The organism is Stenotrophomonas sp. TWI700 (assembly GCF_039673645.1).
Lineage (GTDB): Bacteria > Pseudomonadota > Gammaproteobacteria > Xanthomonadales > Xanthomonadaceae > Stenotrophomonas > Stenotrophomonas maltophilia_AA.
Window position 1 is genome coordinate 44076 of record NZ_JBDJMB010000008.1, and the last position, 21158, is coordinate 65233.

Consider the following 21158-nt stretch of genomic DNA (forward strand, 5'->3'; position numbering starts at 1 on the left):
TAGATGTCCGCTTACAAGATTACGGAACACAAGTACGACATGGTCGTGGTCGGCGCCGGCGGTGCTGGCCTGCGCGCCACGTTCGGCCTTGCCGCCAAGGGCCTGCAGACGGTCTGTCTGACCAAGGTCTTCCCGACCCGCTCGCACACCGTGGCCGCGCAGGGCGGTATTTCCGCCGCGCTGGGCAACATGGGCGAAGACGACTGGCGCTACCACTTCTTCGACACCATCAAGGGCTCGGATTGGCTGGGTGACCAGGACGCCATCGAGTACATGTGCCGCGAAGCGATCCCGGCCATCATCGAACTGGAACACTACGGTGTGCCGTTCAGCCGTACCGAAGAGGGCAAGATCTACCAGCGCCCGTTCGGCGGCATGACCACCAAGTACGGCGAAGGCCCGTCCGCGCAGCGCACCTGCGCCGCCGCCGACCGTACCGGCCACGCCATGCTGCACACGCTGTACCAGCAGTCGCTGGCCCACAACGCGCGCTTCATGATCGAGTACTTCGCGCTCGACCTGATCTTCGATGATGAAGGCGTCTGCCGTGGCGTGCTCGCGCTGGACATGGCCGACGGCTCGCTGCACCTGTTCCGCGCCCATGGCGTGGTGCTGGCCACCGGCGGCTACGGCCGCGCCTACTTCAGCGCCACCTCGGCCCACACCTGCACCGGCGACGGCGGCGGTCTGGTCATGCGTGCCGGCCTGCCGATGCAGGACATGGAGTTCGTGCAGTTCCACCCGACCGGTATCTACGGCGCGGGCTGCCTGATCACCGAGGGCGTGCGCGGCGAAGGCGGCATCCTGCGCAACAGCAACGGCGAGCGCTTCATGGAGCGCTATGCACCGCACTACAAGGATCTGGCTTCGCGCGACGTGGTGTCGCGTTCGATGACCATCGAGATCCGCGAAGGCCGCGGCGTCGGCGAGCACAAGGATCACATCCTGCTCGACCTGACCCACCTCGGCCCGGGTGTCATCGACGACAAGCTGCCGGGCATCGCCGAAAGCGCCCGCATCTTCGCCGGCGTGGACGTGCACAAGCAGCCGATCCCGGTCATCCCGACCGTGCACTACAACATGGGCGGCATCCCGACCAACTACCACGGCGAAGTCGTGCGCAAGGTCGGCGACAACCCCGATGCGGTCGTGCCGGGCCTGTATGCCATCGGCGAAGCGGCCTGCGTGTCCGTGCACGGCGCCAACCGCCTGGGCTCGAACTCGCTGCTGGATCTGGTCGTGTTCGGCCGTGCGGTGGCCAACCGCTGCGCCGACACCATCAAGTCAGGCGCACCGCACAAGACCCTGCCGTCCGATGCCTGCGACAAGGCCCTGGGCCTGCTCGACAAGCTGCGTTACGCCAACGGCGACACCCCGACCTCGGTCATTCGCGATCGCATGCAGCGCACCATGCAGAACGACGCGGCGGTGTTCCGTACCAGCAAGACGCTGGAAGAGGGCTGCAGCAAGATGGCCGAGATCTTCGACTCCTTCCAGGACGTCAAGGTCTCCGACCGTTCGCTGGTGTGGAACTCGGACCTGATCGAAACCTACGAGCTGAACAACCTGCTGCTCAACGCGGTGGCGACGATCAACTCGGCCGAACAGCGCAAGGAAAGCCGCGGCGCGCATGCGCATGAGGACTTCCCGGACCGCGACGACGTCAACTGGCAGAAGCACACGCTGGTCAACGTCGACGAAAACGGCAAGTGCGAGTTCGACTACCGTCCGGTCCACATGTACACGCTGAGCAAGGACGTGGACGTCGTCCCGCCCAAGCCGCGCGTTTACTAAGAGACCTGCGGCATGACCTCCGTCCACGCAGCGCTCGCGACCGCCGCCACCCGCACGGGTGGGGTGGCGCGTGCGCCGCTGGCCGGCGGTGTCGACCTCCTCATCTTCCGTGCTACCCGCGCCTGCTCCGCAGCGCGAGCCGCCTGAGCCAACGAGAACAGCCATGGCCGAGTTTTCCCTCCCCAAGAATTCCAAGATCGGAAAGGGCAAGCACTTCCCCGCCCAGACCGGTGCGAAGAACACCCGCACCTTCAAGATCTACCGCTGGAGTCCCGACGACGACAGCAATCCGCGCACCGATACGTATGAGATCGATCTGGACGCCTGCGGCCCGATGGTTCTGGACGCGCTGATCAAGATCAAGAACGAGATCGATCCGACCCTGACCTTCCGTCGTTCGTGCCGCGAGGGCATCTGCGGTTCGTGCGCGATGAACATCGACGGCACCAACACGCTGGCCTGCACCCGTGCGATTGCCGACTGCGGCAAGGCCGAAGTGCCGATCTACCCGCTGCCGCACATGAGCGTGGTCAAGGATCTGGTGCCGGACCTGACCCACTTTTACGCGCAGTACGCCTCGATCAAGCCGTGGATCCGTACCCAGACCCCGCCGCCGCCGGACCGCGAGCGCCTGCAGTCGCCGGAAGACCGCAAGAAGCTGGACGGCCTGTACGAGTGCATCCTGTGCGCGTGCTGCTCGACCAGCTGCCCGAGCTACTGGTGGAACGGCGAGCGTTACCTGGGCCCGGCCATCCTGCTGCAGGCCTACCGCTGGATCATCGACTCGCGCGATGAAGACACCGGTGCGCGCCTGGACGAGCTGGAAGACCCGTTCAAGCTGTACCGCTGCCACACCATCATGAACTGCTCGCGCACCTGCCCGAAGGGCCTGAACCCGGCGCTGGCCATTGCCGAGATCAAGAAGCTGATGATGGCGCGCCGCGCCTGATCCAGGTGTGTCCTGTAGCGCCACGCCATGCGTGGCTTTGCAGAAAAAGATCGAAACGGTAGAGCCACGCCATGCGTGGCTTTGCCTTATCTGGAAACGCAGAAAATGGATGAAGCAACCGAACTGAAAAAGCTGCGCTGGCGTTGCCGCCGCGGCATGCGCGAGCTGGACCAGCTGTTCGGCCGTTACCTGGACCGTTGCTGGCTGCAGGCACCGACAGACGAGCGCGAGGTTTTCCTGTTCCTGCTCGAGAGTGAGGACGATAAGTTGTGGCGCTGGTTCATGGGCTACGAGGAGTGCCCGCATGCCGCGCCCGCCGCCCTTATCGCCCGGATCCGCGCCCTTCCGGCATGAGTGGCATCCCTCGCGCTGGCAGTGCCGCGCGCTGATCGCCATGGGGGCGCTGATGCCCTGGGCGCTGTGGGCAACCGATCTGCCCACGCCGTGGGGCCTGGGGCTGGGCGTGGTGGCGATGGCCGGCACCTGGTGGGAGGCATGGCGCTATGCGCGCCGCCCGGGCTGCGTCTTCCTGATCCCGGCCGATGACGCCCCGGCACAGGTGGATGACGCGCCGGTCGAGGACCTTCAGATGCGGCGCCGCGGCCCGCTGGTGCAGCTGGCCTGGCGGCACGAGGGGCGCCGCCACTGGCGTTTGTTCTGGCCCGATACCCTCCCGCAGGGGCAGGCACGTGAACTGCGACTAGCCGTCCGGGCACACTGCATTTCCCGTTCACCCCCTGCAGTGGCACCATAGCCTGAATTGTCCGGCGTACCTGCATGTTCAAACCCATACCTGTCTCGATTGGCCTGCGCTACCTGCGCGCCAAACGCCGCAACGGCTTCATCTCCTTCATCTCCATGGCCTCGATCCTCGGCATTGCCCTGGGCGTGACCGTGCTGATCACCACGCTGGCGGTCATGAGCGGTTTCCAGAAGGAAATCCGCGATCGACTGCTGCAGATGACCGCGCATACCACCATCACCACCGACGGCGCACCCATGGCCGACTGGGCGCATGCGGTGGAGGTGGCGAAAAAGGATCCGCGTGTCGCCGGCGCGGCGCCGTATATCGAAATCCAGGCCATGCTCAGCGGTCCCCGCGTGCAGGGCGCCATCGTGCAGGGCATCGACCCGGCGCTGGAACCGAACGTCTCGGTCATCAACGAGAAGGTCAAGAAGGGCAGTTTCGACAGCCTGACCGCAGGCAGCTACAACCTGCTGGTCGGCCAGGAGCTGGCGATCTATCTCGGTGTCGGCGTCGGCGATACCGTGCTGGTGACGCTGGCGGAAGTGCAGGGCACGCCGATCGGTGCGATCCCGCGCATGAAACGCTTCACCGTCAGCGGCATCTTCGAAGCCGGCTACAACGAGGTCGACCGCGGCGTGGCATACGCCAACATGGCCGATCTGGAAAAAGTGCTGCGCATCGACGGTGTCACCGGCGTGCGCCTCAAGCTGCATGACATGGACAAGGCGCTGGACGTCGGCGTCGATCTGGCCCACAACCTGACGGGCGCCTACCGCGTCAGCGACTGGACCCAGCAGAACGCCAACCTCTACCACTCGCTGCGCATGGAGAAGGTGGTGATGGGCATCCTGCTCTCGCTGATCATCGCCATGGGCGCCTTCAACCTGGTCTCCTCGCAGGTGATGCTGGTGACCGACAAACAGGCCGACATCGCCATCCTGCGCACGCTCGGGCTCACCCCGGGCGGGGTCATGCAGGTGTTCATGGTGCAGGGCTCGCTGATCGGCATCTTCGGCACCGTGCTCGGCGTGGTCGGCGGCATCACCCTGACCTTGAACCTGGAGCGCATCCTCGGGGCGATCGAGACCCTGTTCAACGTCAAGCTGCTGCCGGAAGACGTCTACTACATCACCGGCCTGCCGACCGACATGCAGACCCCGGACATCATCGTGATCACCGCCGTGGCGCTGGTCATGAGCTTCCTTGCCACTCTGTATCCCGCCTGGCGCGCGGCACGCACCCAGCCGGCGGAGGCCCTGCGTTATGAATGAAGCACTCACCCTGGGCGAGGAAGTCATCCGCGCCGAAGCCCTGGCCAAGACCTACGCCGAAGGCCGCATGCAGACGCCCGTGTTCAACGGGCTGGACCTGCGCGTGGCTGCGGGCGAAACCGTGGCGATCATCGGTGCCTCCGGCGCCGGCAAGAGCACCCTGCTGCACCTGCTGGGCGGCCTGGATACGCCGACGGCGGGCGAGGTCTATGTGGCCGGCCAGCGCATGTCCGGCCTGTCCGACAGCCAGCGCGGCCGGCTGCGCAACCGCGCGCTCGGCTTCGTCTACCAGTTCCACCACCTGCTGCCCGAATTCACCGCGCTGGAAAACGTGATGATGCCGGTGCTGCTCGGGGGCGAAGAAGTGGTGGACGCGCGCACCCGCGCGCAGGCGCTGCTGGAATCGGTCGGCCTGGGCCATCGCCTGGACCACAAGCCCGGTGAACTCTCCGGTGGTGAGCGCCAGCGCGCTGCCGTCGCCCGCGCGCTGGTCAACCGACCGGCCTGCGTGCTCGGCGACGAGCCGACCGGCAACCTGGACGACAAGACGGCGGCGACCGTGTTCGAGCTGATGCTGGAGCTCAACCGCGCGCACCACACCAGCCTGGTGCTGGTGACCCACGATCGCTCGCTGGCGCGCAAGCTGGACCGCGTGCTGGAGCTGCGCGAGGGGCGCCTGCACAGCCTGGCCCACAGCGAGGTCTGAGCAGGCATCGGTGCCTGCCTGCGCGCTGAACACCCGGCGGGTTCCTCTCGCCGGGACCACGCCGGGCGGCGCATGATCGGCGCACATTCTCCAGCAGGAGGCGTCATGAAGCAGACCCTCGCCATCGTGGCCCTGTGCCTTGGGCTGGCCGCGTGCGCCAGTACCGGCCGCCTATCCACCGCGCAGAAGCTCGATCTCTACCGCGCCCACGCCGGGCCGCCGCAGCAGGACATGCCGCTGTACGGTTCGCTGTCAGGTTGGGCCGAACTGGGCGACAGTGCGCTGGCGGTGTGGACGCGCCCGAGCGAAGGCTATCTGCTGGAACTGACCGGGCCGTGCCAGGGGCTGGACTACGCCCCGGCGATCGGCCTGACCAGCCGGGTCGGCCGTGTGTCGGCGCGCTTCGACAAGGTGCTGGTGCGCGACCCCACGCCCGGACCGATGAACATGCCGTGCTTCATCAGCAGCATCCGCAAGCTGGACACCAAGGCTTTGCGCAGCTCCGAACAGGCGCTGCGCCAGGCACAGCTGCAGGAGCGCGAAGAAGGCCAGCAGGCGCCAACCCCGTAGTGCCGGCCGCTGGCCGGCAACCGGATGATGACGATACCGACCGCGGGTCGGCATCGTGGGCGGTCACGCCTCCGGAACGAATCCGGCCGGCTTTTCGGCGCCACCGCTGAACAGGTACTTCACCAGTTCCTCTTCCAGGAACGCGCGGTGCTTGGGATCACGCGGCGACAGCCGGTTTTCGTTGATCAGCATGGTCTGGTGCGCCAGCCACGCGGCCCACGCCGGCTTGCCGATATGGGTGAAGATGCGCTGGCCCAGTTCGCCGGGGTAGGGCACGAAGTCCAGGCCTTCGGCGTCGCGTTGTTCGTACTGGCAGAAAACGGTGCGGGGCATAGCGTTACTCGATGTCTTGGGATGTTGCTGCGCGCCGCATTGTACGGCGCTTGGGCTGAGCGGGCGGTGCACCGGTCTCCAGCAGCTTGCGGATCGGCGCGGGCAGGCCCAGCGTGCCCAGCTCCTCGGCGGCGACCCAGCGCAGCCCCTCCGCTTGGTTGCGCAGGCTCTGCACCGTGGCCACCAGCACCTGCAGGTGCAGCCGGTAGTGGCTGAAGGTGTGCTCCAGCACCGGCAACGGCTCGGCATCGTCCAGCGAACCCTCGATGTGCGCATCGAACCAGTCCTGCAGCGCGACCCCGCTGTCGGCCTGGGGCAGGGTCCATAGCTGTGCCCAGATCCCCGTGTCCGGCCGCTTCTGCAGCAGTACCCGACCGCGCGCATCGCGCAGCAGCAGCGCTACCGCCTCGCGTTCGGGCAGGGTCTTGCCCGGCTTGGGCGTCGGCAGCTGATCGGTGCGGCCCTCGCGACGCGCCACGCAGGTGGCCTGCAGCGGGCAGATCACGCAGGCGGGCTTGCTGCGGCTGCAGATGCTGGCGCCCAGGTCCATCTGCGCCTGGGTGTAATCGACCATGCGCGATGCCGGTACCTGCGCAGCATGCGCCTCGGCCACCGCCCACAGCTGCTTCTCGATCGCCGGCAGCCCCGGGAAGCCCTCGATGCCGTGATAGCGGGTCAGCACGCGTTTGACGTTGCCGTCGAGAATCGCGAACCGATCATTCCAGGCTTGGCTGAGGATCGCGCCTGCGGTGCTGCGGCCGATGCCGGGCAGCGCGTGCAGCGCATCGAAATCGCGCGGCAGCTCGCCGTCGTGCAGTTCGACGCAGCGTTGTGCGGCGGCATGCAGGTTGCGTGCGCGGGCGTAGTACCCGAGCCCGGCCCACTGTGCCATCACCGCATCATTGCTGGCCGCGGCCAGGTCGGGCAGGGTCGGGAACACGTCGAGGAATTTCAGGAAGTACGGGATGACCGTGCCGACCTGGGTCTGCTGCAGCATGATCTCCGACAGCCACACCCGGTACGGGCTGCGTGGGTGCTGCCACGGCAGGTCATGCCGGCCGTGGTCGTCGAACCAGTGCAGCAGCCGCGCGACGAAGACATCGTCGGTCGGCACCGGGGCGCTGGCGGGAGGCTGGCGGGTCATGCAGGTTCCGGAGGAAGGGGGAGAGCCACGCCATGCGTGGCTGCATCGGCTCAGCCGCCCAGTGCTTCCGGCAGCAGCGCGTCGACGAAGGCTTCCGGGTCGAACACGCGCAGGTCTTCCGGGCGCTCGCCGATGCCGCAGAAGCGGATCGGAATGCCGAACTCACGGGCCAGCGCGAACACCACGCCACCCTTGGCGGTGCCGTCCAGCTTGGTCACCACCAGGCCGGTCACGTTGACCGCCGCATGGAACTGACGCAGCTGCGACAGCGCGTTCTGGCCGGTGGTGCCATCGATGACCATCAGCACTTCGTGCGGGGCATCGGGATCGATCTTGCCGAGCACGCGGCGGATCTTGCCCAGCTCGTTCATCAGGCCGGCCTGGGTGTGCAGGCGGCCGGCGGTATCGGCGATCAGCACTTCGGTGCCGCGGGCCTTGCCGGCCTGCAGCGCATCGAAGGCGACCGAGGCCGCATCGGCGTTCTGGCCCTGCGCGACCACGGCGACGCTGTTGCGTTCGCCCCAGGCCTGCAACTGCGCGACGGCAGCGGCACGGAAGGTATCGCCGGCGGCCAGCATCAGGCTGTGGCCGTCGTCCTTGAAGCGCTTGGCCAGCTTGCCGATGGTGGTGGTCTTGCCGACGCCGTTGACGCCGACGGTGAGCACCACGAACGGCTTGGCGGTGCGGTCGATGACCAGCGGCCTGGCGACCGGTTGCAGGATCGCGATCAGTTCGGCGCGTAGCGCGGTCAGCAGCGCATTGGCGTCGGTGAACTCGCGCGCCTTCATCCGCTTGCGCAGGCCTTCCACCAGCGCGGTGGTCGCGCCGACGCCGACATCGGCGGTGATCAGCGCGGTTTCCAGCTCGTCGAGCAGGTCGTCATCGAGCTTGGGATTGCGCGAGAACAGGCCGCCGAAGCTGCGTGCGATCACGCTGTTGCGCAGGCGCTCGCGCCAGCCGCTCTTGCCGGCGGCGGCGGGAGCCATGTCCTGGGAGGTCGGGCGCTCGGTCACGATGGTCGGGGCGACCGGAGTGACCGGGGCTGGAGCAACCGGAGCAACTGGAGCAACCGGAGTGACAGCCGGCGGTGCGACCACAGCGGGCGCGGGTGCGCTTACCGGGGCGATCGGTGCTTGAACCGGCGCGGTCACCGCAGGCGCGGGGGCGATCGGTTCCGGTGCAACCGGAGCAGCCACCACGGGTGCGGGCGCAACCGGGGCCGGGGCCACCGGCGCAGCCACCACGGGCACAGGCACCACAGGGGCAGACACAACCGGAGCGGGAACCACAGGCGCAGGAACCACCGGGGTCGGCGCGATCACGCGCTCTACCGGAGCGGTGGGCTCGGCAGCGGGAACAGCGGTTTCCACCACGGGCGGCAGCGGCGCAGGCGCCGGCGGTGCTGCAGGCTCGGGAGTGGCCTGCGGGAACGCGGCAGCCAGCTCCTCGGTGGAGTAATGCTGGGTCTTGGCCGCCTCTTGCGGGGCGTCCTGGGGCTTTTTGCGACGGAAGAAGCTGAGCATTGGCAAAAGACGCTGAAATCAGAGGGGTATGCTACCACTGCGCCCCGAATGCCCATGGGCGTGCAGGTGCGGTGGGGCGGGACTCAAGTAATGGCCGATGCGGCCGTTACCTGTTGTGAAGGGCTGCGCCATCTGGGTGCGGCCAGAACAACGAAACGGTGAACGATGAGCGTGATGTCCATTGCCAGCTCAGGCATGCGCGCTGCCTCGCTGGGCGTGCAGGCTGCGGCCTCCAACGTGGCACGGCTGCCGGTCACGGAGACCACCCGGCTGGGTGTCGCCCAGACGACAGCGGCAGGAGGCGGCGTCACCGCCACCGTGGTTGCCGCGCCGGACGACGCCAATGCGCCGATTGCGGACCTGTTGACGGCCAGGGAAGCCGCGCTGGCGTTTGCCGCCAACGCGACGGTGGTCCGCCGTCAGGACGAGATGCTGGGCACCCTGCTGGACCGCTGGGCCTGATCCGGTCGGTGTGCCGGCCGCTGTGGCCGGCACCCTCCCGTAGCGCCCGTTACGCCGACAGCTCCAGCAGCAGCTTGTTGAGCCGGCGCACATACGCCGCCGGGTCCTTCAGCGTGTCGCCCGCGGCCAGCGCTGCCTGGTCGAACAGCACGCGGCTCAGATCGTCGAAGCGCGCGGCATCGCCTTCCTGGTCCAGCTTGCCGATCAGCGGATGGCCCGGGTTGAACTCGAACACCGGCTTGCTGTCGGGCACCTTCTGGCCGCTGGCTTCCAGGATCTGGCGCATCTGCAGGCCCAGGTCCTGTTCGCCGATCGCCAGGATCGCCGGCGAATCGGTCAGGCGGTGCGAAACGCGCACGTCGGCGACGTCGTCACCCAGTGCGGTCTTGATGCGGTCCACCAGCGCCTGCTTGTCCTTGGCGACGGCTTCCTGGGCCTGCTTGTCTTCGGCGCTTTCCAGCGCACCCAGGTCCAGATCGCCACGCGCGACATCGACGAACGACTTGCCGTCGAACTCGGTGAGGTAGCCCATCAGCCACTCGTCGATGCGGTCGGTGAGCAGCAGCACTTCCACGCCCTTCTTGCGGAACACTTCCAGGTGCGGACTGTCCTTGACCTGGGTGTGGCTGTCGCCGGTCAGGAAGTAGATCTTGTCCTGGCCCTCGATCATGCGGCCCACGTAGTCGGCCAGCGAGACGCTGGGCTCGCCGCTGTCGTCATGGGTGGAGGCGAAGCGCAGCAGGCCGGCGATCTTCTCGCGGTTGCCATAGTCTTCCGCCGGACCTTCCTTGAGCACCTGGCCGAACTGTTTCCAGAAGCCGGCATAGACCTCCGGCTTGTCTTTGGCCAGCTTCTCCAGCATGTCCAGCGAGCGCTTGGTCAGCGCCGACTTCATCGAATCGATGACCGGGCCGGACTGCAGGATTTCGCGCGAGACGTTCAACGACAGATCGTTGGAATCCACCACGCCCTTGATGAAGCGCAGGTACAGCGGCAGGAACTGCTCGGCCTGGTCCATGACGAACACGCGCTGGACGTAGAGCTTCAGGCCCTTGGGCGCATCGCGGTGATACAGGTCGAACGGGGCGTGGCCGGGGACGTACAGCAGCGAGGTGTACTCGAGCTTGCCTTCGACCTTGTTGTGGCTCCACGCCAGCGGGTCCTGGTGGTCGTGCGCGGCGTGCTTGTAGAACTCCTGGTACTCGGCGTCGGTGATCTCGGTACGCGGCCGCGTCCACAGCGCGCTGGCACGGTTGACGGTTTCCCATTCGATCTCGGCCGGGGCGTCTTCGCCGTGGTGTTCCTTGACCATCTGGATCGGCAGGCCGATGTGGTCGGAGTACTTCTTGATGATGCCGCGCAGGCGCCAGCCATCGGCGAAGTCGCGCTGGTCATCCTTGAGGTGCAGGACGATGCGGGTGCCGCGCTCGGGCTTGTCGATGCCTTCCACGTCGAACTCACCTTCGCCGCGCGAGGACCAGTGCACGCCCTCGCTGGCGGGCAGGCCGGCACGACGGGAGTAGACGTCGACCTGGTCGGCGACGATGAAGGCGCTGTAGAAGCCGACGCCGAACTGGCCGATCAGCTGGGAGTCCTTTTTCTGGTCGCCGGAGAGCTGGCGCAGGAAGTCGCCGGTGCCGGATTTGGCGATGGTGCCTAGGTGGGCGATCGCTTCGTCACGGCTCATGCCGATGCCGTTGTCGTCGATGGTCAAGGTGTTGGCCGTGGCATCGAAGCTGACGCGGATGCGCAGGTCGCCGTCGTTCTCGAGCAGGTCCGGCTGGGTCAGCGCTTCGAAGCGCAGCTTGTCCGAGGCGTCGGCCGCGTTGGAGATCAGCTCGCGAAGGAAGATTTCCTTGTTGGAGTACAGCGAGTGGATCATCAGCTGCAGCAGCTGTTTGACTTCGGTCTGGAAGCCCAGGGTTTCTTTTTGGGTCTGCACGGTCATGGGTCGTGTTGCTCCTTGGGACATTGCCGCGCCCGGCGCGGCGGCTGGCTCAAGGGGTAGGGGTGGATTGTCCCGAATTCAAGGCCGCCGCCCTCGGCACGTAGGTCGTACGTGCGGCCGTAGAGCCACGCCATGCGTGGCTGCATTTCCTTCCGGCATCGGGGCGCCGGGTGGAGACAACCACCGGACCGCCTAGAATGTCGACCTGAACCGCCTGCCAGCCGTGCCCATGACCCGTTTCCGCCCGTACGCCCCTCCCATCACCCTCTGCCCCCGGAGCCACGCATGAAGCCGCGCCAGCCGGCAGCCGCCGTGGGCCAGGTGCGGATCATCGGGGGCAGGTGGCGCAATACGAAGCTGCCGGTACCGCTGTCGCCGGGGCTGCGGCCCAGCAGTGACCGGGTGCGGGAGACGCTGTTCAACTGGCTGATGCCGCGCCTGGGCGGGGCGCGGGTGCTGGATCTGTTCGCCGGGAGCGGGGCGCTGGGGCTGGAGGCGGTGTCGCGGGGGGCGGCGCAGGCGACGCTGGTCGAGCGCGATGCGGCATTGTCCCGGCAGTTGCGCGAGTCGGTCGCCAGGCTGGGGGCGCAGGACCAGATCACGGTGGTCCAGGCCGATGCGCTGCAGTGGCTGCGGCAGCCGGCCGGTCCGCTGGCGGATATCGCGTTCGTCGATCCGCCGTTTGCCGATGGGCTGTGGGAGGCGGTGATCGCCGGGCTGCCGTCGCATCTGGCCGCCGATGCCTGGCTGTACGTCGAGTCGCCGGCCGATCAGGCGCCGAAGATGCCTGCGGCCTGGCTGCTGCACCGCGAGGGGGGCACCCGGGAGGTCCGTTTTGCCCTGTATCGGCGCGCCACTGCTACACTTTCACCAGACCAACACGCGTAGCTGACGTATGACCGTGGCCAACCGCCGCATTGCCGTGTACCCGGGCACCTTCGATCCGATCACCAACGGTCACATCGATCTGGTGAACCGCGCTGCGCCCCTGTTCGAGAAGGTGGTGGTGGGCGTGGCGCAGAGTCCGTCCAAGGGGCCGACGCTGCCGCTGGAGCTGCGTGTCCAGCTGGCCCGTGATGCGCTGGGCCACAACCGCAACGTGGAAGTGCGTGGTTTCGATACCCTGCTGGCGCATTTCGTGCGCTCGGTGCAGGGCGGGGTGCTGCTGCGCGGCCTGCGCGCGGTGTCCGATTTTGAATACGAATTCCAGATGGCGAGCATGAACCGTCATCTGATCCCGGAGGTCGAGACGCTGTTCCTGACCCCGGCCGAGCAGCACAGCTTCATTTCGTCTTCGCTGGTCCGCGAGATCGCCCGCCTGGGCGGCGACGTGTCCGGCTTTGTGCCGTCCGCCGTGCTTGAGGCGCTGCGCAAGGTCCGTGAAGCGAAGTCGGGCCAAGCGTAGTACCTGTCAGACCCATACATACCAAGAATCACCAAGGGAGGAATTCCATGAACAACACCATGCGTGCCATGTTGATCGCGTCGTTCGCGCTGGCCTTCACCGCCTGCAAGAAGGAAGAGGCCGCACCGGTCGTCGAAGCCCAGCAGGCGCTGGTCGCCCCGGCTGCCGATGACGATGCCGGCTGGAAGAAGTACCTGCAGGCCGTGGCCGTGCAGAACATGGGCAACATCAGCAACAGCCCGTACCTGTACTACCTCTCGCCGGAATCGGATCCGGAATTCGCCGCCAAGTATGAGCGTCAGGTCGAAAGCGCCACCCAGGCCGTCGCCCGTGGCGTGCAGCCGGGCAACATGCTGGCCTTCGGTTCCTCGGCTTCGGCCAAGATGGCCGACATGATCCAGGCCGTGTTCAAGGACGTCTCGCCGGACTCGATGAAGGGTGTGCGCGTGGTCTTCATCGGCAAGGCCGCCGACAACGCCCGCGTCCAGTCGATCATCCAGCCGACCGGCGCCGAGTACATCTTCGTCGAAGCCAAGTAACCCGTGCAGTGGCGGCCGCGCCTCGTGCGCGGCCCGGGTGGCGCCCGCAGGGGCGTCACCGATGACCGGCCCGCGCGCCCGCGTGGGCCGGTTCTCATCCGCCGGCGCGGGCGTGGAGTAACGCCATGTCGCTGAAAATCAATGAGCTCTGCGTCAATTGCGACGTCTGTGAGCCGGCCTGCCCCAATCAGGCCATCTCGATGGGTGAAACCATCTACGTGATCGATCCGGCCCGCTGCACCGAGTGCGTGGGGCATTTCGACGAACCCCAGTGCGTGGTCGTCTGCCCGGTCGAATGCATCGATCCCGATCCGGACATTCCGGAAACCCAGGACGCCCTGCTCGCCAAACTGCGCGGGCTGCAGCGCGATCATCCCGAATTGTATGTCACGGAGTTTCTGCCGAAATGAGAACGCTGTCGCGTCGTTGGTTGCTGCTCGTCCTGCTGGTGGCCCCGGGTGCCTGGGCTGCCGGATCCGCGCAGGCGGTCCTGGCCAAACATCCTGATGGCGTGGCCGTCGCCAGTGGTCACCATCTGGCGACGGAAGCCGGCATGGAAATCCTGGCCAAGGGCGGCAATGCGTTCGATGCCGCGGTGGCGGTCTCCGCCACGCTGGCGGTGGTCGAGCCGATCAGCTCGGGCCTCGGCGGCGGCGGCTTCTTCCTGCTGCACGATGCCGCCACCGGCAAGGACGTGATGCTGGATGCGCGCGAAACCGCGCCGCAATCCGCGACCCCGGCCGCCTTCCTGGACAAGAAGGGCGAGCTGGACCGCGACCGTTCGGTCAACGGTGCGTGGTCGGCCGGCATCCCGGGCCTGCCGGCAGCGCTGGTGGAGCTGTCCTCCAAACACGGCAAGCTGCCGCTGAAGACCTCGCTGGAACCGGCCATGCGCATCGCGCGCGAGGGCTTCCCGGTGTATGCGCGCATGGCCAAGGGCTATCAGTCCCGGCGCGAGGTGATGCAGCGCTATCCCGGCACGCGTGAGGTGTACGAGCGCAACGGCAAGCCGATCGCCGAGGGCGACCTGTTCCGCCAGCCGGAACTGGCGCGGACCATGGAACGCCTGGCCGACCAGGGCTTCGATGGGTTCTACCGCGGCGAGACCGGCACGCTGCTGCTCAAGGGCGTAAAGCAGGCCGGCGGCCACTGGACCGCCGAGGAGCTGGCCGGCTACCGGGTCAAGCTGCGCGAGCCGATCGCCTTCAAGTACCGCGACTGGACCATCACCACTGCCTCGCCGCCGTCCTCCGGTGGCATCGCGCTGGCCGCCATGCTGCAGATCCTGGAAGGCTGGGATCTGAAGTCGATGGACCAGGCCCACCGCACCCATCTGGTGGTGGAAGCGATGCGCCGCGCCTACCGCGACCGCACCTTCTTCCTCGGTGATCCGGACTTCGTGGATATCCCGCAGAAGGTGCTGACCAGCAAGGACTACGCCCAGGGCCTGCGCGCCACCATCCACCCGGAGAAGGCCACCCCGAGCGATCTGCTGTCGGGCAACCCGACCCCGCTGGAAGATGACGAGACCACGCATTTCTCGATCATCGACCGCGAAGGCAACCGCGTCGGTGCGACCCAGACCGTGAACCTGCTGTACGGCTCGGGCCTGATTCCGTCGGGTACCGGCGTGCTGCTGAACAACGAAATGGACGATTTCGCGCTGAAGCCGGGCACGCCCAATGCCTTCGGCGTGATGGGCTATGCGGCCAATGCGCCCAAGCCGGGCAAGCGCATGCTCAGTTCGATGACGCCAACCTTCATGGAATCCGCCGACAAGGTCGTGGTGCTTGGTACGCCCGGTGGCAGCCGCATCATCACCATGGTGCTGCTCGGCATCCTCGGCTACGACGACGGCCTGACCGCCCAGCAGGTCGCCGCGCTGCCGCGCTACCACCACCAGTGGCTGCCGGACCTGATCGAGGCCGAAGACGGCACTTTCGATGCGGATACGATCAAGCAGCTGCAGGCGATGGGCCACAAGATCGATCTGCCCGGCGACAGCGCCGCCGGCGGTCGCGGCTCCAGCCACGTCTGGGGCAACCTGCAGACCGTGGAATGGGACCGTCGCAGCAACGTGCTCAGCGGTGGCAGCGATCCGCGTAACCCGGTGGGCAGCGCCAAGGTCAGCCAAGCGCACTGATTGCGTGCGGAAACGAAAAACCCCGTCCCAGTGGCGGGGTTTTTTCATGGGCGACGGCTAGCGAATATTTAACGGTCGCACGACGATAATTTGCGGATGAAACTATGGTCCATCCGCGGTAACTCGCAGAAACTCGACGGCGGCGCGATGTTCGGCAATGCGCCGCGCGCGGTCTGGGAAAAATGGGCGGCGCCGGACGATCTCAACCGGATCGAACTGGCCTGCCGCGCGCTGCTGGCCAGCCCGTTGGCCGGCAGGACCGTGCTGTTTGAAACCGGCATCGGCGCCTTCTTCGAGCCGAAACTGCGGGACCGTTACGGCGTGCAGGAACCCGGCCACGTGCTGATCGAATCGCTGCGCGAGGCAGGTTTCGAGCACGAAGACATCGACGTGGTGGTACTGAGCCATCTTCACTTCGACCACGCCGGCGGCCTGCTGGCGCCTTGGAGCGAGGGCCGCTCGCCCGAACTGCTGTTCCCGAATGCGACCTTCCTGGTCGGGGCCGAGCACTGGGCCCGCGCGCTGCATCCGCATCCACGCGACCGCGCCAGTTTCATTCCGGAACTGCCCGGCCTGCTGGAGGCGAGCGGTCGGCTGGAAATCGTCGATGGCCCGTACTCGAAAACCCTGGGCGACAGCGTGCGTTTCAGCTTCAGCGACGGGCATACGCCGGGCCTGATGCTGGCGGAGATCATCGGGCCGGAGACCGTGGAGGGTCAGCCGCGGGGCGGCGTAGTGTTCTGTGCAGACCTGATCCCGGGCCGCTCATGGGTGCACGTCCCGATCACCATGGGCTACGACCGAAACGCCGAGCTGCTGATCGACGAGAAGCGCAGCTTCCTGGAAGATAAGCTCGCCCGCAACGTCCATCTGTTCTTCACCCATGACCCGCACTGCGCGTTGGCGCAGGTGTCACGCGATGAGAAGGGCCGCTTCGGCACCGTGCACGAACAGGGCGAACTGAAGGCCCGCGCGCTGGCGTAACGCTACGGTTGGCGCGCCTGGGCAACCACACCGGTAGGTGCCGACCGTTGGTTGGCACGGCACCCTCGACGCATCCCGGCCGTCGCTACACCATGTGAAGCACCGGCGGCCGGTGACGGCCGCCGCTGCAGACGCCGGGGTCAACCGACCACGCGGGTCCCGAAAATGCGGTCGCCGGCATCGCCCAGGCCCGGCAGGATGTAGCCCTTCTCGTTGAGTTGGGCGTCGATCGCGGCGGTGAAGATCTCCACGTCCGGGTGCACGGCCTGCACCGCGGCGATGCCCTCCGGTGCGGCGACCAGAAAGATGCCCTTGATGCGACGGGCACCGGCGCGCTTGAGCATGTCGATGGTGGCGATCAGGGTGCCGCCGGTAGCCAGCATCGGGTCCAGGATCAGCGCATCGCGCTCTTCCAGGCGGCCGGTCAGGCGCTCGAAGTAGGGCACCGGCTGCAGGGTTTCCTCATCGCGCTGCAGGCCGACCACGCTCACGCGCGCGGCCGGGATCAGCGAGAGCACGCCGCTGAGCATGCCCAGGCCGGCGCGCAGGATCGGCACCACGGTGATCTTGGCCCCGGCGATGCGCTGCACCGTCACCGGCCCGGCCCAGCCGGCCATGGTGTGGGCCTCGGTATCCAGATCGGCGGTGGCCTCATAGGCCAGCAGCCCACCGAGTTCATTGGCCAGCTCGCGGAAGTCCTTGGTGCTCAGGGACGCATCGCGCATCAGGCCGATCTTGTGCTGCACCAGCGGATGGCGCACTTCGACGATTTTCATGGGGGAAAGACTGCAAAGGAGAGGCCGATAGTGTGCCGCAACACCCCACCGAAGCCAAAAGCCGAAGCCGCAATGCCCGCCTCGATGTCCCCGGTGTCATCCCCATGCAACTTCCCGGACATACCGTGCTGACCCATTCTTTACACAGATTGGGGAATGCAGTGCAGAAGAAGCGTCCGTTGGGCCTGGCGATCAGCCTTTCGTTGCTGGCGGTGATCACCCCGTCGGTCCATGCCGCCGATACCCCCGATGGCAGCACGGTGGCCGGCAGCGCCGCCGCCGGGGCCGCCGCCATCGACCTGGACCGCGTCGAGGTCCGCCCGCAGCTGGAGTCGCAGACCCGTGCGGTCGACCTCAAGCGCAGCAGCGATGCGATCGAAGATGCGGTCTCCTCCGATGCCATGGGCGTCTATCCGGACAAGAACGTGGCCGAATCGCTGCAGCGCCTGCCGGGCGTCAGCGTCACCCGTGACCAGGGCGAGGGGCGCTTCGTGGTCATCCGCGGCCTGGATGCCAACCTCAACAGCGTCAGTGTCGACGGCATCGCCATCGGCACCCCGGAAGATTCGAGCCGTGCGGCGCCGTTGGATGTGATTCCCTCCGATTCGACCGAGCGCCTGCGCGTGGTCAAATCGCCGACCCCCGACATACCCGGCGACGCGATCGGCGGTGCGATCCTGGTCGAGTCCGCCTCGGCCTTCGACCGCGAAGGCCGCAACCTGCGCGGCAAGATCGAAGCCAGCCACCAGCAGCTCTCCGGCAACACCAGCCCGAAGGCGGCGATCAATTACAGCGAAGTGTTCGCCGATACGTTCGGCGTTGCGCTGGGCGTGAACTACCAGAACCGCAAGTTCGAGTCGGACAACACCGAAGTGGAGTACGGCGAATTCGACGGCGGTGCGGAAGACGACCTGTTCGCCACCAGCCTGCAGCAGCGCAAGTACGAGATCGAACGCAAGCGCATCGGCGCCAACCTCAATCTCGACTGGCATCCGGATGAAGACAACCGCTATTACCTGCGCACGCTGTACAGCCAGTTCGATGATGCAGAAACCCGCCAGCGCACCATCTTCAACTTCGGCGATGGCGAGGTCATCGCGCTGGGCAACAACCAGTACCGCGTCGAGGACCTGCCGGCCGATGCGATCCAGAAGCGGATGCGTTACCGCACCAAGAAGGAAAACACGTTCACCACCAGCGCCGGTGGCGAAAACCGCCTCACCAATGCAGTGATCGATTACAAGGTCGGCTACACCCGCACCGAAGAGCGCGTCAACGATGAGATGGAGGCGCGCTTCGAGTACAACGGCGACGACCTCGGCGCCAGCGTCGATCAGAACAGCGGCATTCCGCGCTATACGCTGACCAGCGCGCAGTGGATGGACAACGGCAACTACGATTTCGACCGCTTCGTGCTCTCGCCGAAGCAGGTCAACGACAGCGAGCGCAGTGCGCAGATCAACGTGCGCTTCGATGGGGATTCCTCCAGCGTCAAGTTCGGCCTGCTCGGCCGCTGGCGCGACCGCGACGTCAATGTCGACGAGCGCGAACTGCGCGTCGGCCCGGACGTGGCGCTGTCGGACTGGACCGCCGCCACCCCCGATCACCGCGGTGGCAGCCTCGGCCAGGGCATGAGCTCGGACGCCATGCGTCGCCACTGGGCCCAGCATGGCGGCCAGTACAGCGCCCGTCCGCAGGACGCCGGTGGCAACGCGCTGACCTCGCTGGAAGAGGACTACACCGCCAGCGAAGACATCTTCGCCAGCTATGCGATGGGCACCTGGGATGTCGGCGCGCTGCGCATCATCGGCGGCGTGCGCGTGGAGAACACCCAGTTCAGCGCGACCGGCAACAGCGTCGAGGTGGCCAGCAACGGCCGCAGCTTCACGGTCACGCCGCTGAGCGTGAGTCGCAGCTACACCAACGTGCTGCCCGGCCTGCACCTGCGTTACGACGCCGGCGATGACTGGGTGCTGCGCGCGGCCGCCAACAAGACCGTCTCGCGCCCGTCGTTCGGCGATGTGGCGCCGCGCGTCGGCCTGAGCCGGGGCGACGAGGAAGTCCGGATCGGCAATCCGCAGCTGGATCCGTATGAATCGAAGAACATCGACCTGTCGCTCGAGAAATACCTGGGCAGCACCGGCATCGTCTCGCTGGGCGTGTTCCACAAGTCGATCGATGGCTATATCGTCAACACGGTGAGCAACACGGATCCCGCGTACCCGGACTTCGAGGTCACCCGTGTGATCAACGGCAACAAGGCCACGGTCAAGGGCGCCGAATTCAACTGGCAGCAGCAGCTTGCCTTCCTGCCGGCGGGTTGGAATGGCCTGCTGGTCGGCGCCAGCGGCACCTGGCTGGACACCGATTTCGATCCTGGCGTGGCCGGCCGCGAGCGCGACAACTTCATGCTGCCGCGCGCCTCCAAACATGTGTACAGCGCACACCTGGGCTATGAAAAGGCCGGTTTCAGCACCCGCGTGGCTGCGGTCTACCGCAGCGAGTATCTGGATTCGCTGGGCGACAGCCGCGCCTACGATATCTACGTAGCGCCGAATACCCAGCTCGATTTCAGCCTGGACTACAAGTTCACCTCCAACGTGAGCCTCTACTTCGAAGCCCAGAACCTGCTCGACAAGCCGCTGGAGCTCTACCAGGGCGTGCGCTCGCGCACTCTGCAGAACGAAGAATATGGCCGCACCTACGCCCTCGGCCTGAAGGTGGCCCTGTGATGCGCGCCGCCCCTTGCCTGAGCTTGCTTGCGCTGGCGCTGTTGACCGCCTGCACCCCGGCAGCGACGCCGGACGCTGCCGCACCCGCCGCGCCGACGACTGCGGCCGACGCCGCCGCCGCACGCGATGTCGCCACGGTCGCCGAGGCGTTCCTGACTCCGATGACGCCGGACGACAACATCGACTCGCCGGCCAGCTGGACCACGCCCGAGGGCCAGGTCTGGTTGATCGCGACCGCCAAGGCCACCGACAAGCTGGTGGTCTACGACGGGCAGACCGGCGCGAAGCTGCGTGACGTCGGCAGCCTCGGCACCGCCCCCGGCCAGTTCGATCGCCCCAACGGCATCGCCGTGGTCGATGATCTGGTGCTGATCGTGGAGCGCGACAACCACCGCGTGCAGGTGCTGCAGCTGCCGGACTTCACCCCCCTGGGGGTGTTCGCCGCCGCCGACCTGCGCAAACCCTACGGCCTGTGGGTGAACAAGCAGGGCAGCGGCTACGACGTGTACGTGACCGATTCCTACGACGCGGGCGAAGACGCGCAGGGCAACGACGTGCTGCCGCCGCTGGCCGAACTGGACAAGCGCGTGCGCCGTTACGCGCTCACCGTGCAGGACGGCAAGGCGCAGGCCACGCTCACCGCCAGCATCGGCGACACCACCGACGCGGGTGCGCTGCGCGTGGTCGAATCGATCTGGGGCGACCCGGCCAACGACCGCCTGCTGATCGCCGAAGAAGACGAAACCTACGCCAGCGAGTTCAAGGTCTACACGCTGGAAGGCCGTTTCAGCGGCACCACCTTCGGACGCGATGCGTTTCAGGCCCAGGCCGAAGGCGTGATGCTGCGGACCTGTGGCAAGGATGGCTGGTGGATCACCACCGAGCAGGGCAAGCAGCGCAGCGTGTTTCACCTGTTCGAGCGGCACAGCCTGAAACATGTCGGCGCGTTCCAGGGCAATACGGTGGCCAACACCGACGGCATCTGGTCGATGCAGGCGCCGTCCGCGCGTTTCCCGCATGGCGCGCTGTACGCGGTGCACGATGACCAGAGCGTGGTGGCATTCGACTGGGCGAGCATCGCCAAGCAGTTTTCGCTGCCGCTGGAGTGTGGCGCGTGAGCCGCGTTCCTGC

At 66.8% G+C, this 21158-nt stretch carries 21 protein-coding genes; 16 read left to right on the forward strand and 5 right to left on the reverse strand.

Annotation, left to right across the window (positions count from 1 at the left end):
- Positions 1-3 precede the first annotated feature (3 nt).
- The 7 genes from sdhA to ABE473_RS08350 all read left to right on the forward strand — a co-directional run bounded on the left by sdhA (position 4) and on the right by ABE473_RS08350 (position 6038).
- Entirely contained in the window at positions 4-1794 is a 1791-nt protein-coding gene (sdhA, locus tag ABE473_RS08320; protein ID WP_228887519.1) for a succinate dehydrogenase flavoprotein subunit, read from the forward strand.
- Positions 1795-1957: 163 nt separating this feature from the next.
- Positions 1958-2743, forward strand: a complete 786-nt coding sequence (locus ABE473_RS08325; protein WP_088432210.1) for a succinate dehydrogenase iron-sulfur subunit — start codon at positions 1958-1960, stop codon at positions 2741-2743.
- 105 nt (positions 2744-2848) lie between these two features.
- A complete protein-coding gene (locus ABE473_RS08330; RefSeq protein ID WP_019183252.1) occupies positions 2849-3097 on the forward strand; it encodes a succinate dehydrogenase assembly factor 2 in 249 nt (82 codons plus the stop codon).
- A 52-nt stretch (positions 3098-3149) separates the two neighbouring features.
- Positions 3150-3497: a hypothetical protein gene (locus ABE473_RS08335; RefSeq protein WP_346489129.1), complete on the forward strand. Its 348-nt coding sequence runs from the start codon at positions 3150-3152 to the stop codon at positions 3495-3497.
- Positions 3498-3520: 23 nt separating this feature from the next.
- A complete protein-coding gene (locus ABE473_RS08340) occupies positions 3521-4762 on the forward strand; it encodes a lipoprotein-releasing ABC transporter permease subunit (protein WP_346489130.1) in 1242 nt (413 codons plus the stop codon).
- Entirely contained in the window at positions 4755-5468 is a 714-nt protein-coding gene (gene lolD, locus ABE473_RS08345; RefSeq protein ID WP_179459209.1) for a lipoprotein-releasing ABC transporter ATP-binding protein LolD, read from the forward strand. Before ABE473_RS08340 ends, lolD begins: the two co-directional genes overlap by 8 nt.
- Positions 5469-5573: 105 nt before the next feature.
- Positions 5574-6038 (forward strand): DUF6491 family protein, encoded by a 465-nt coding sequence (locus tag ABE473_RS08350; RefSeq protein WP_346489131.1) that lies wholly within the window; start codon positions 5574-5576, stop codon positions 6036-6038.
- A gap of 63 nt (positions 6039-6101) precedes the next feature.
- On the opposite strand, the gene ABE473_RS08355 is transcribed toward ABE473_RS08350, so the two are convergent.
- From ABE473_RS08355 to ftsY, 3 genes are read right to left on the reverse strand one after another with little or no spacing between them, the layout of a single operon-like run.
- On the reverse strand, positions 6102-6371 hold the full coding sequence (locus ABE473_RS08355; RefSeq protein ID WP_319211241.1) for an oxidative damage protection protein: 270 nt from the start codon (positions 6369-6371) through the stop codon (positions 6102-6104).
- Positions 6372-6375: 4 nt separating this feature from the next.
- On the reverse strand, positions 6376-7515 hold the full coding sequence (gene mutY, locus ABE473_RS08360; protein WP_346489132.1) for an A/G-specific adenine glycosylase: 1140 nt from the start codon (positions 7513-7515) through the stop codon (positions 6376-6378).
- Positions 7516-7565: 50 nt separating this feature from the next.
- The gene (ftsY, locus tag ABE473_RS08365) at positions 7566-9038 is read right to left on the reverse strand and encodes a signal recognition particle-docking protein FtsY (RefSeq protein WP_346489133.1); all 1473 of its coding nucleotides are present in this window, start codon (positions 9036-9038) and stop codon (positions 7566-7568) included.
- Positions 9039-9203: 165 nt separating this feature from the next.
- On the opposite strand from ftsY, the gene ABE473_RS08370 reads away from it, so the two are divergent.
- Positions 9204-9500: a hypothetical protein gene (locus ABE473_RS08370; protein ID WP_346477912.1), complete on the forward strand. Its 297-nt coding sequence runs from the start codon at positions 9204-9206 to the stop codon at positions 9498-9500.
- Between the two features lie 49 nt (positions 9501-9549).
- On the opposite strand, the gene htpG is transcribed toward ABE473_RS08370, so the two are convergent.
- On the reverse strand, positions 9550-11448 hold the full coding sequence (gene htpG / locus ABE473_RS08375; protein WP_179459204.1) for a molecular chaperone HtpG: 1899 nt from the start codon (positions 11446-11448) through the stop codon (positions 9550-9552).
- A 285-nt stretch (positions 11449-11733) separates the two neighbouring features.
- On the opposite strand from htpG, the gene rsmD reads away from it, so the two are divergent.
- The 6 genes from rsmD (at position 11734) to ABE473_RS08405 (ending at position 16519) form a co-directional block, all read left to right on the forward strand.
- Positions 11734-12336, forward strand: coding sequence for a 16S rRNA (guanine(966)-N(2))-methyltransferase RsmD (rsmD, locus tag ABE473_RS08380; protein ID WP_319211694.1), 603 nt, complete (start codon positions 11734-11736; stop codon positions 12334-12336).
- 7 nt (positions 12337-12343) lie between these two features.
- The gene (gene coaD, locus ABE473_RS08385) at positions 12344-12853 is read left to right on the forward strand and encodes a pantetheine-phosphate adenylyltransferase (protein ID WP_019183241.1); all 510 of its coding nucleotides are present in this window, start codon (positions 12344-12346) and stop codon (positions 12851-12853) included.
- A 47-nt stretch (positions 12854-12900) separates the two neighbouring features.
- The gene (locus ABE473_RS08390) at positions 12901-13392 is read left to right on the forward strand and encodes a hypothetical protein (RefSeq protein WP_070427135.1); all 492 of its coding nucleotides are present in this window, start codon (positions 12901-12903) and stop codon (positions 13390-13392) included.
- A gap of 125 nt (positions 13393-13517) precedes the next feature.
- A complete protein-coding gene (locus ABE473_RS08395) occupies positions 13518-13802 on the forward strand; it encodes a YfhL family 4Fe-4S dicluster ferredoxin (protein WP_019183239.1) in 285 nt (94 codons plus the stop codon).
- Positions 13799-15535, forward strand: coding sequence for a gamma-glutamyltransferase (gene ggt / locus ABE473_RS08400; RefSeq protein WP_346489134.1), 1737 nt, complete (start codon positions 13799-13801; stop codon positions 15533-15535). The genes ABE473_RS08395 and ggt overlap by 4 nt, the downstream gene beginning before the upstream one ends.
- A gap of 96 nt (positions 15536-15631) precedes the next feature.
- Positions 15632-16519 (forward strand): MBL fold metallo-hydrolase, encoded by an 888-nt coding sequence (locus tag ABE473_RS08405; RefSeq protein WP_346489135.1) that lies wholly within the window; start codon positions 15632-15634, stop codon positions 16517-16519.
- 140 nt (positions 16520-16659) lie between these two features.
- On the opposite strand, the gene upp is transcribed toward ABE473_RS08405, so the two are convergent.
- Positions 16660-17295: a uracil phosphoribosyltransferase gene (gene upp / locus ABE473_RS08410; RefSeq protein ID WP_019183235.1), complete on the reverse strand. Its 636-nt coding sequence runs from the start codon at positions 17293-17295 to the stop codon at positions 16660-16662.
- Positions 17296-17456: 161 nt separating this feature from the next.
- Between upp and ABE473_RS08415 the strand changes: the two genes are divergently transcribed.
- Complete coding sequence (locus ABE473_RS08415; protein ID WP_346489136.1) at positions 17457-20027, forward strand: TonB-dependent receptor; 2571 nt, start codon at positions 17457-17459, stop codon at positions 20025-20027.
- A complete protein-coding gene (locus tag ABE473_RS08420; RefSeq protein WP_346489137.1) occupies positions 20027-21145 on the forward strand; it encodes a phytase in 1119 nt (372 codons plus the stop codon). Before ABE473_RS08415 ends, ABE473_RS08420 begins: the two co-directional genes overlap by 1 nt.
- Positions 21146-21158: the final 13 nt, after the last annotated feature.

Bases quoted from the DNA above. Each gene is read 5' to 3' on its own strand.
- sdhA (WP_228887519.1), top strand. From the start codon at position 4: ATGTCCGCTTACAAGATTACGGAACACAAGTACGACATGGTCGTGGTC.
- ABE473_RS08325 (WP_088432210.1), top strand. From the start codon at position 1,958: ATGGCCGAGTTTTCCCTCCCCAAGAATTCCAAGATCGGAAAGGGCAAG.
- ABE473_RS08330 (WP_019183252.1), top strand. From the start codon at position 2,849: ATGGATGAAGCAACCGAACTGAAAAAGCTGCGCTGGCGTTGCCGCCGC.
- ABE473_RS08335 (WP_346489129.1), top strand. From the start codon at position 3,150: ATGCCCTGGGCGCTGTGGGCAACCGATCTGCCCACGCCGTGGGGCCTG.
- ABE473_RS08340 (WP_346489130.1), top strand. From the start codon at position 3,521: ATGTTCAAACCCATACCTGTCTCGATTGGCCTGCGCTACCTGCGCGCC.
- lolD (WP_179459209.1), top strand. From the start codon at position 4,755: ATGAATGAAGCACTCACCCTGGGCGAGGAAGTCATCCGCGCCGAAGCC.
- ABE473_RS08350 (WP_346489131.1), top strand. From the start codon at position 5,574: ATGAAGCAGACCCTCGCCATCGTGGCCCTGTGCCTTGGGCTGGCCGCG.
- ABE473_RS08355 (WP_319211241.1), bottom strand. From the start codon at position 6,371: ATGCCCCGCACCGTTTTCTGCCAGTACGAACAACGCGACGCCGAAGGC.
- mutY (WP_346489132.1), bottom strand. From the start codon at position 7,515: ATGACCCGCCAGCCTCCCGCCAGCGCCCCGGTGCCGACCGACGATGTC.
- ftsY (WP_346489133.1), bottom strand. From the start codon at position 9,038: ATGCTCAGCTTCTTCCGTCGCAAAAAGCCCCAGGACGCCCCGCAAGAG.
- ABE473_RS08370 (WP_346477912.1), top strand. From the start codon at position 9,204: ATGAGCGTGATGTCCATTGCCAGCTCAGGCATGCGCGCTGCCTCGCTG.
- htpG (WP_179459204.1), bottom strand. From the start codon at position 11,448: ATGACCGTGCAGACCCAAAAAGAAACCCTGGGCTTCCAGACCGAAGTC.
- rsmD (WP_319211694.1), top strand. From the start codon at position 11,734: ATGAAGCCGCGCCAGCCGGCAGCCGCCGTGGGCCAGGTGCGGATCATC.
- coaD (WP_019183241.1), top strand. From the start codon at position 12,344: ATGACCGTGGCCAACCGCCGCATTGCCGTGTACCCGGGCACCTTCGAT.
- ABE473_RS08390 (WP_070427135.1), top strand. From the start codon at position 12,901: ATGAACAACACCATGCGTGCCATGTTGATCGCGTCGTTCGCGCTGGCC.
- ABE473_RS08395 (WP_019183239.1), top strand. From the start codon at position 13,518: ATGTCGCTGAAAATCAATGAGCTCTGCGTCAATTGCGACGTCTGTGAG.
- ggt (WP_346489134.1), top strand. From the start codon at position 13,799: ATGAGAACGCTGTCGCGTCGTTGGTTGCTGCTCGTCCTGCTGGTGGCC.
- ABE473_RS08405 (WP_346489135.1), top strand. From the start codon at position 15,632: ATGAAACTATGGTCCATCCGCGGTAACTCGCAGAAACTCGACGGCGGC.
- upp (WP_019183235.1), bottom strand. From the start codon at position 17,295: ATGAAAATCGTCGAAGTGCGCCATCCGCTGGTGCAGCACAAGATCGGC.
- ABE473_RS08420 (WP_346489137.1), top strand. From the start codon at position 20,027: ATGCGCGCCGCCCCTTGCCTGAGCTTGCTTGCGCTGGCGCTGTTGACC.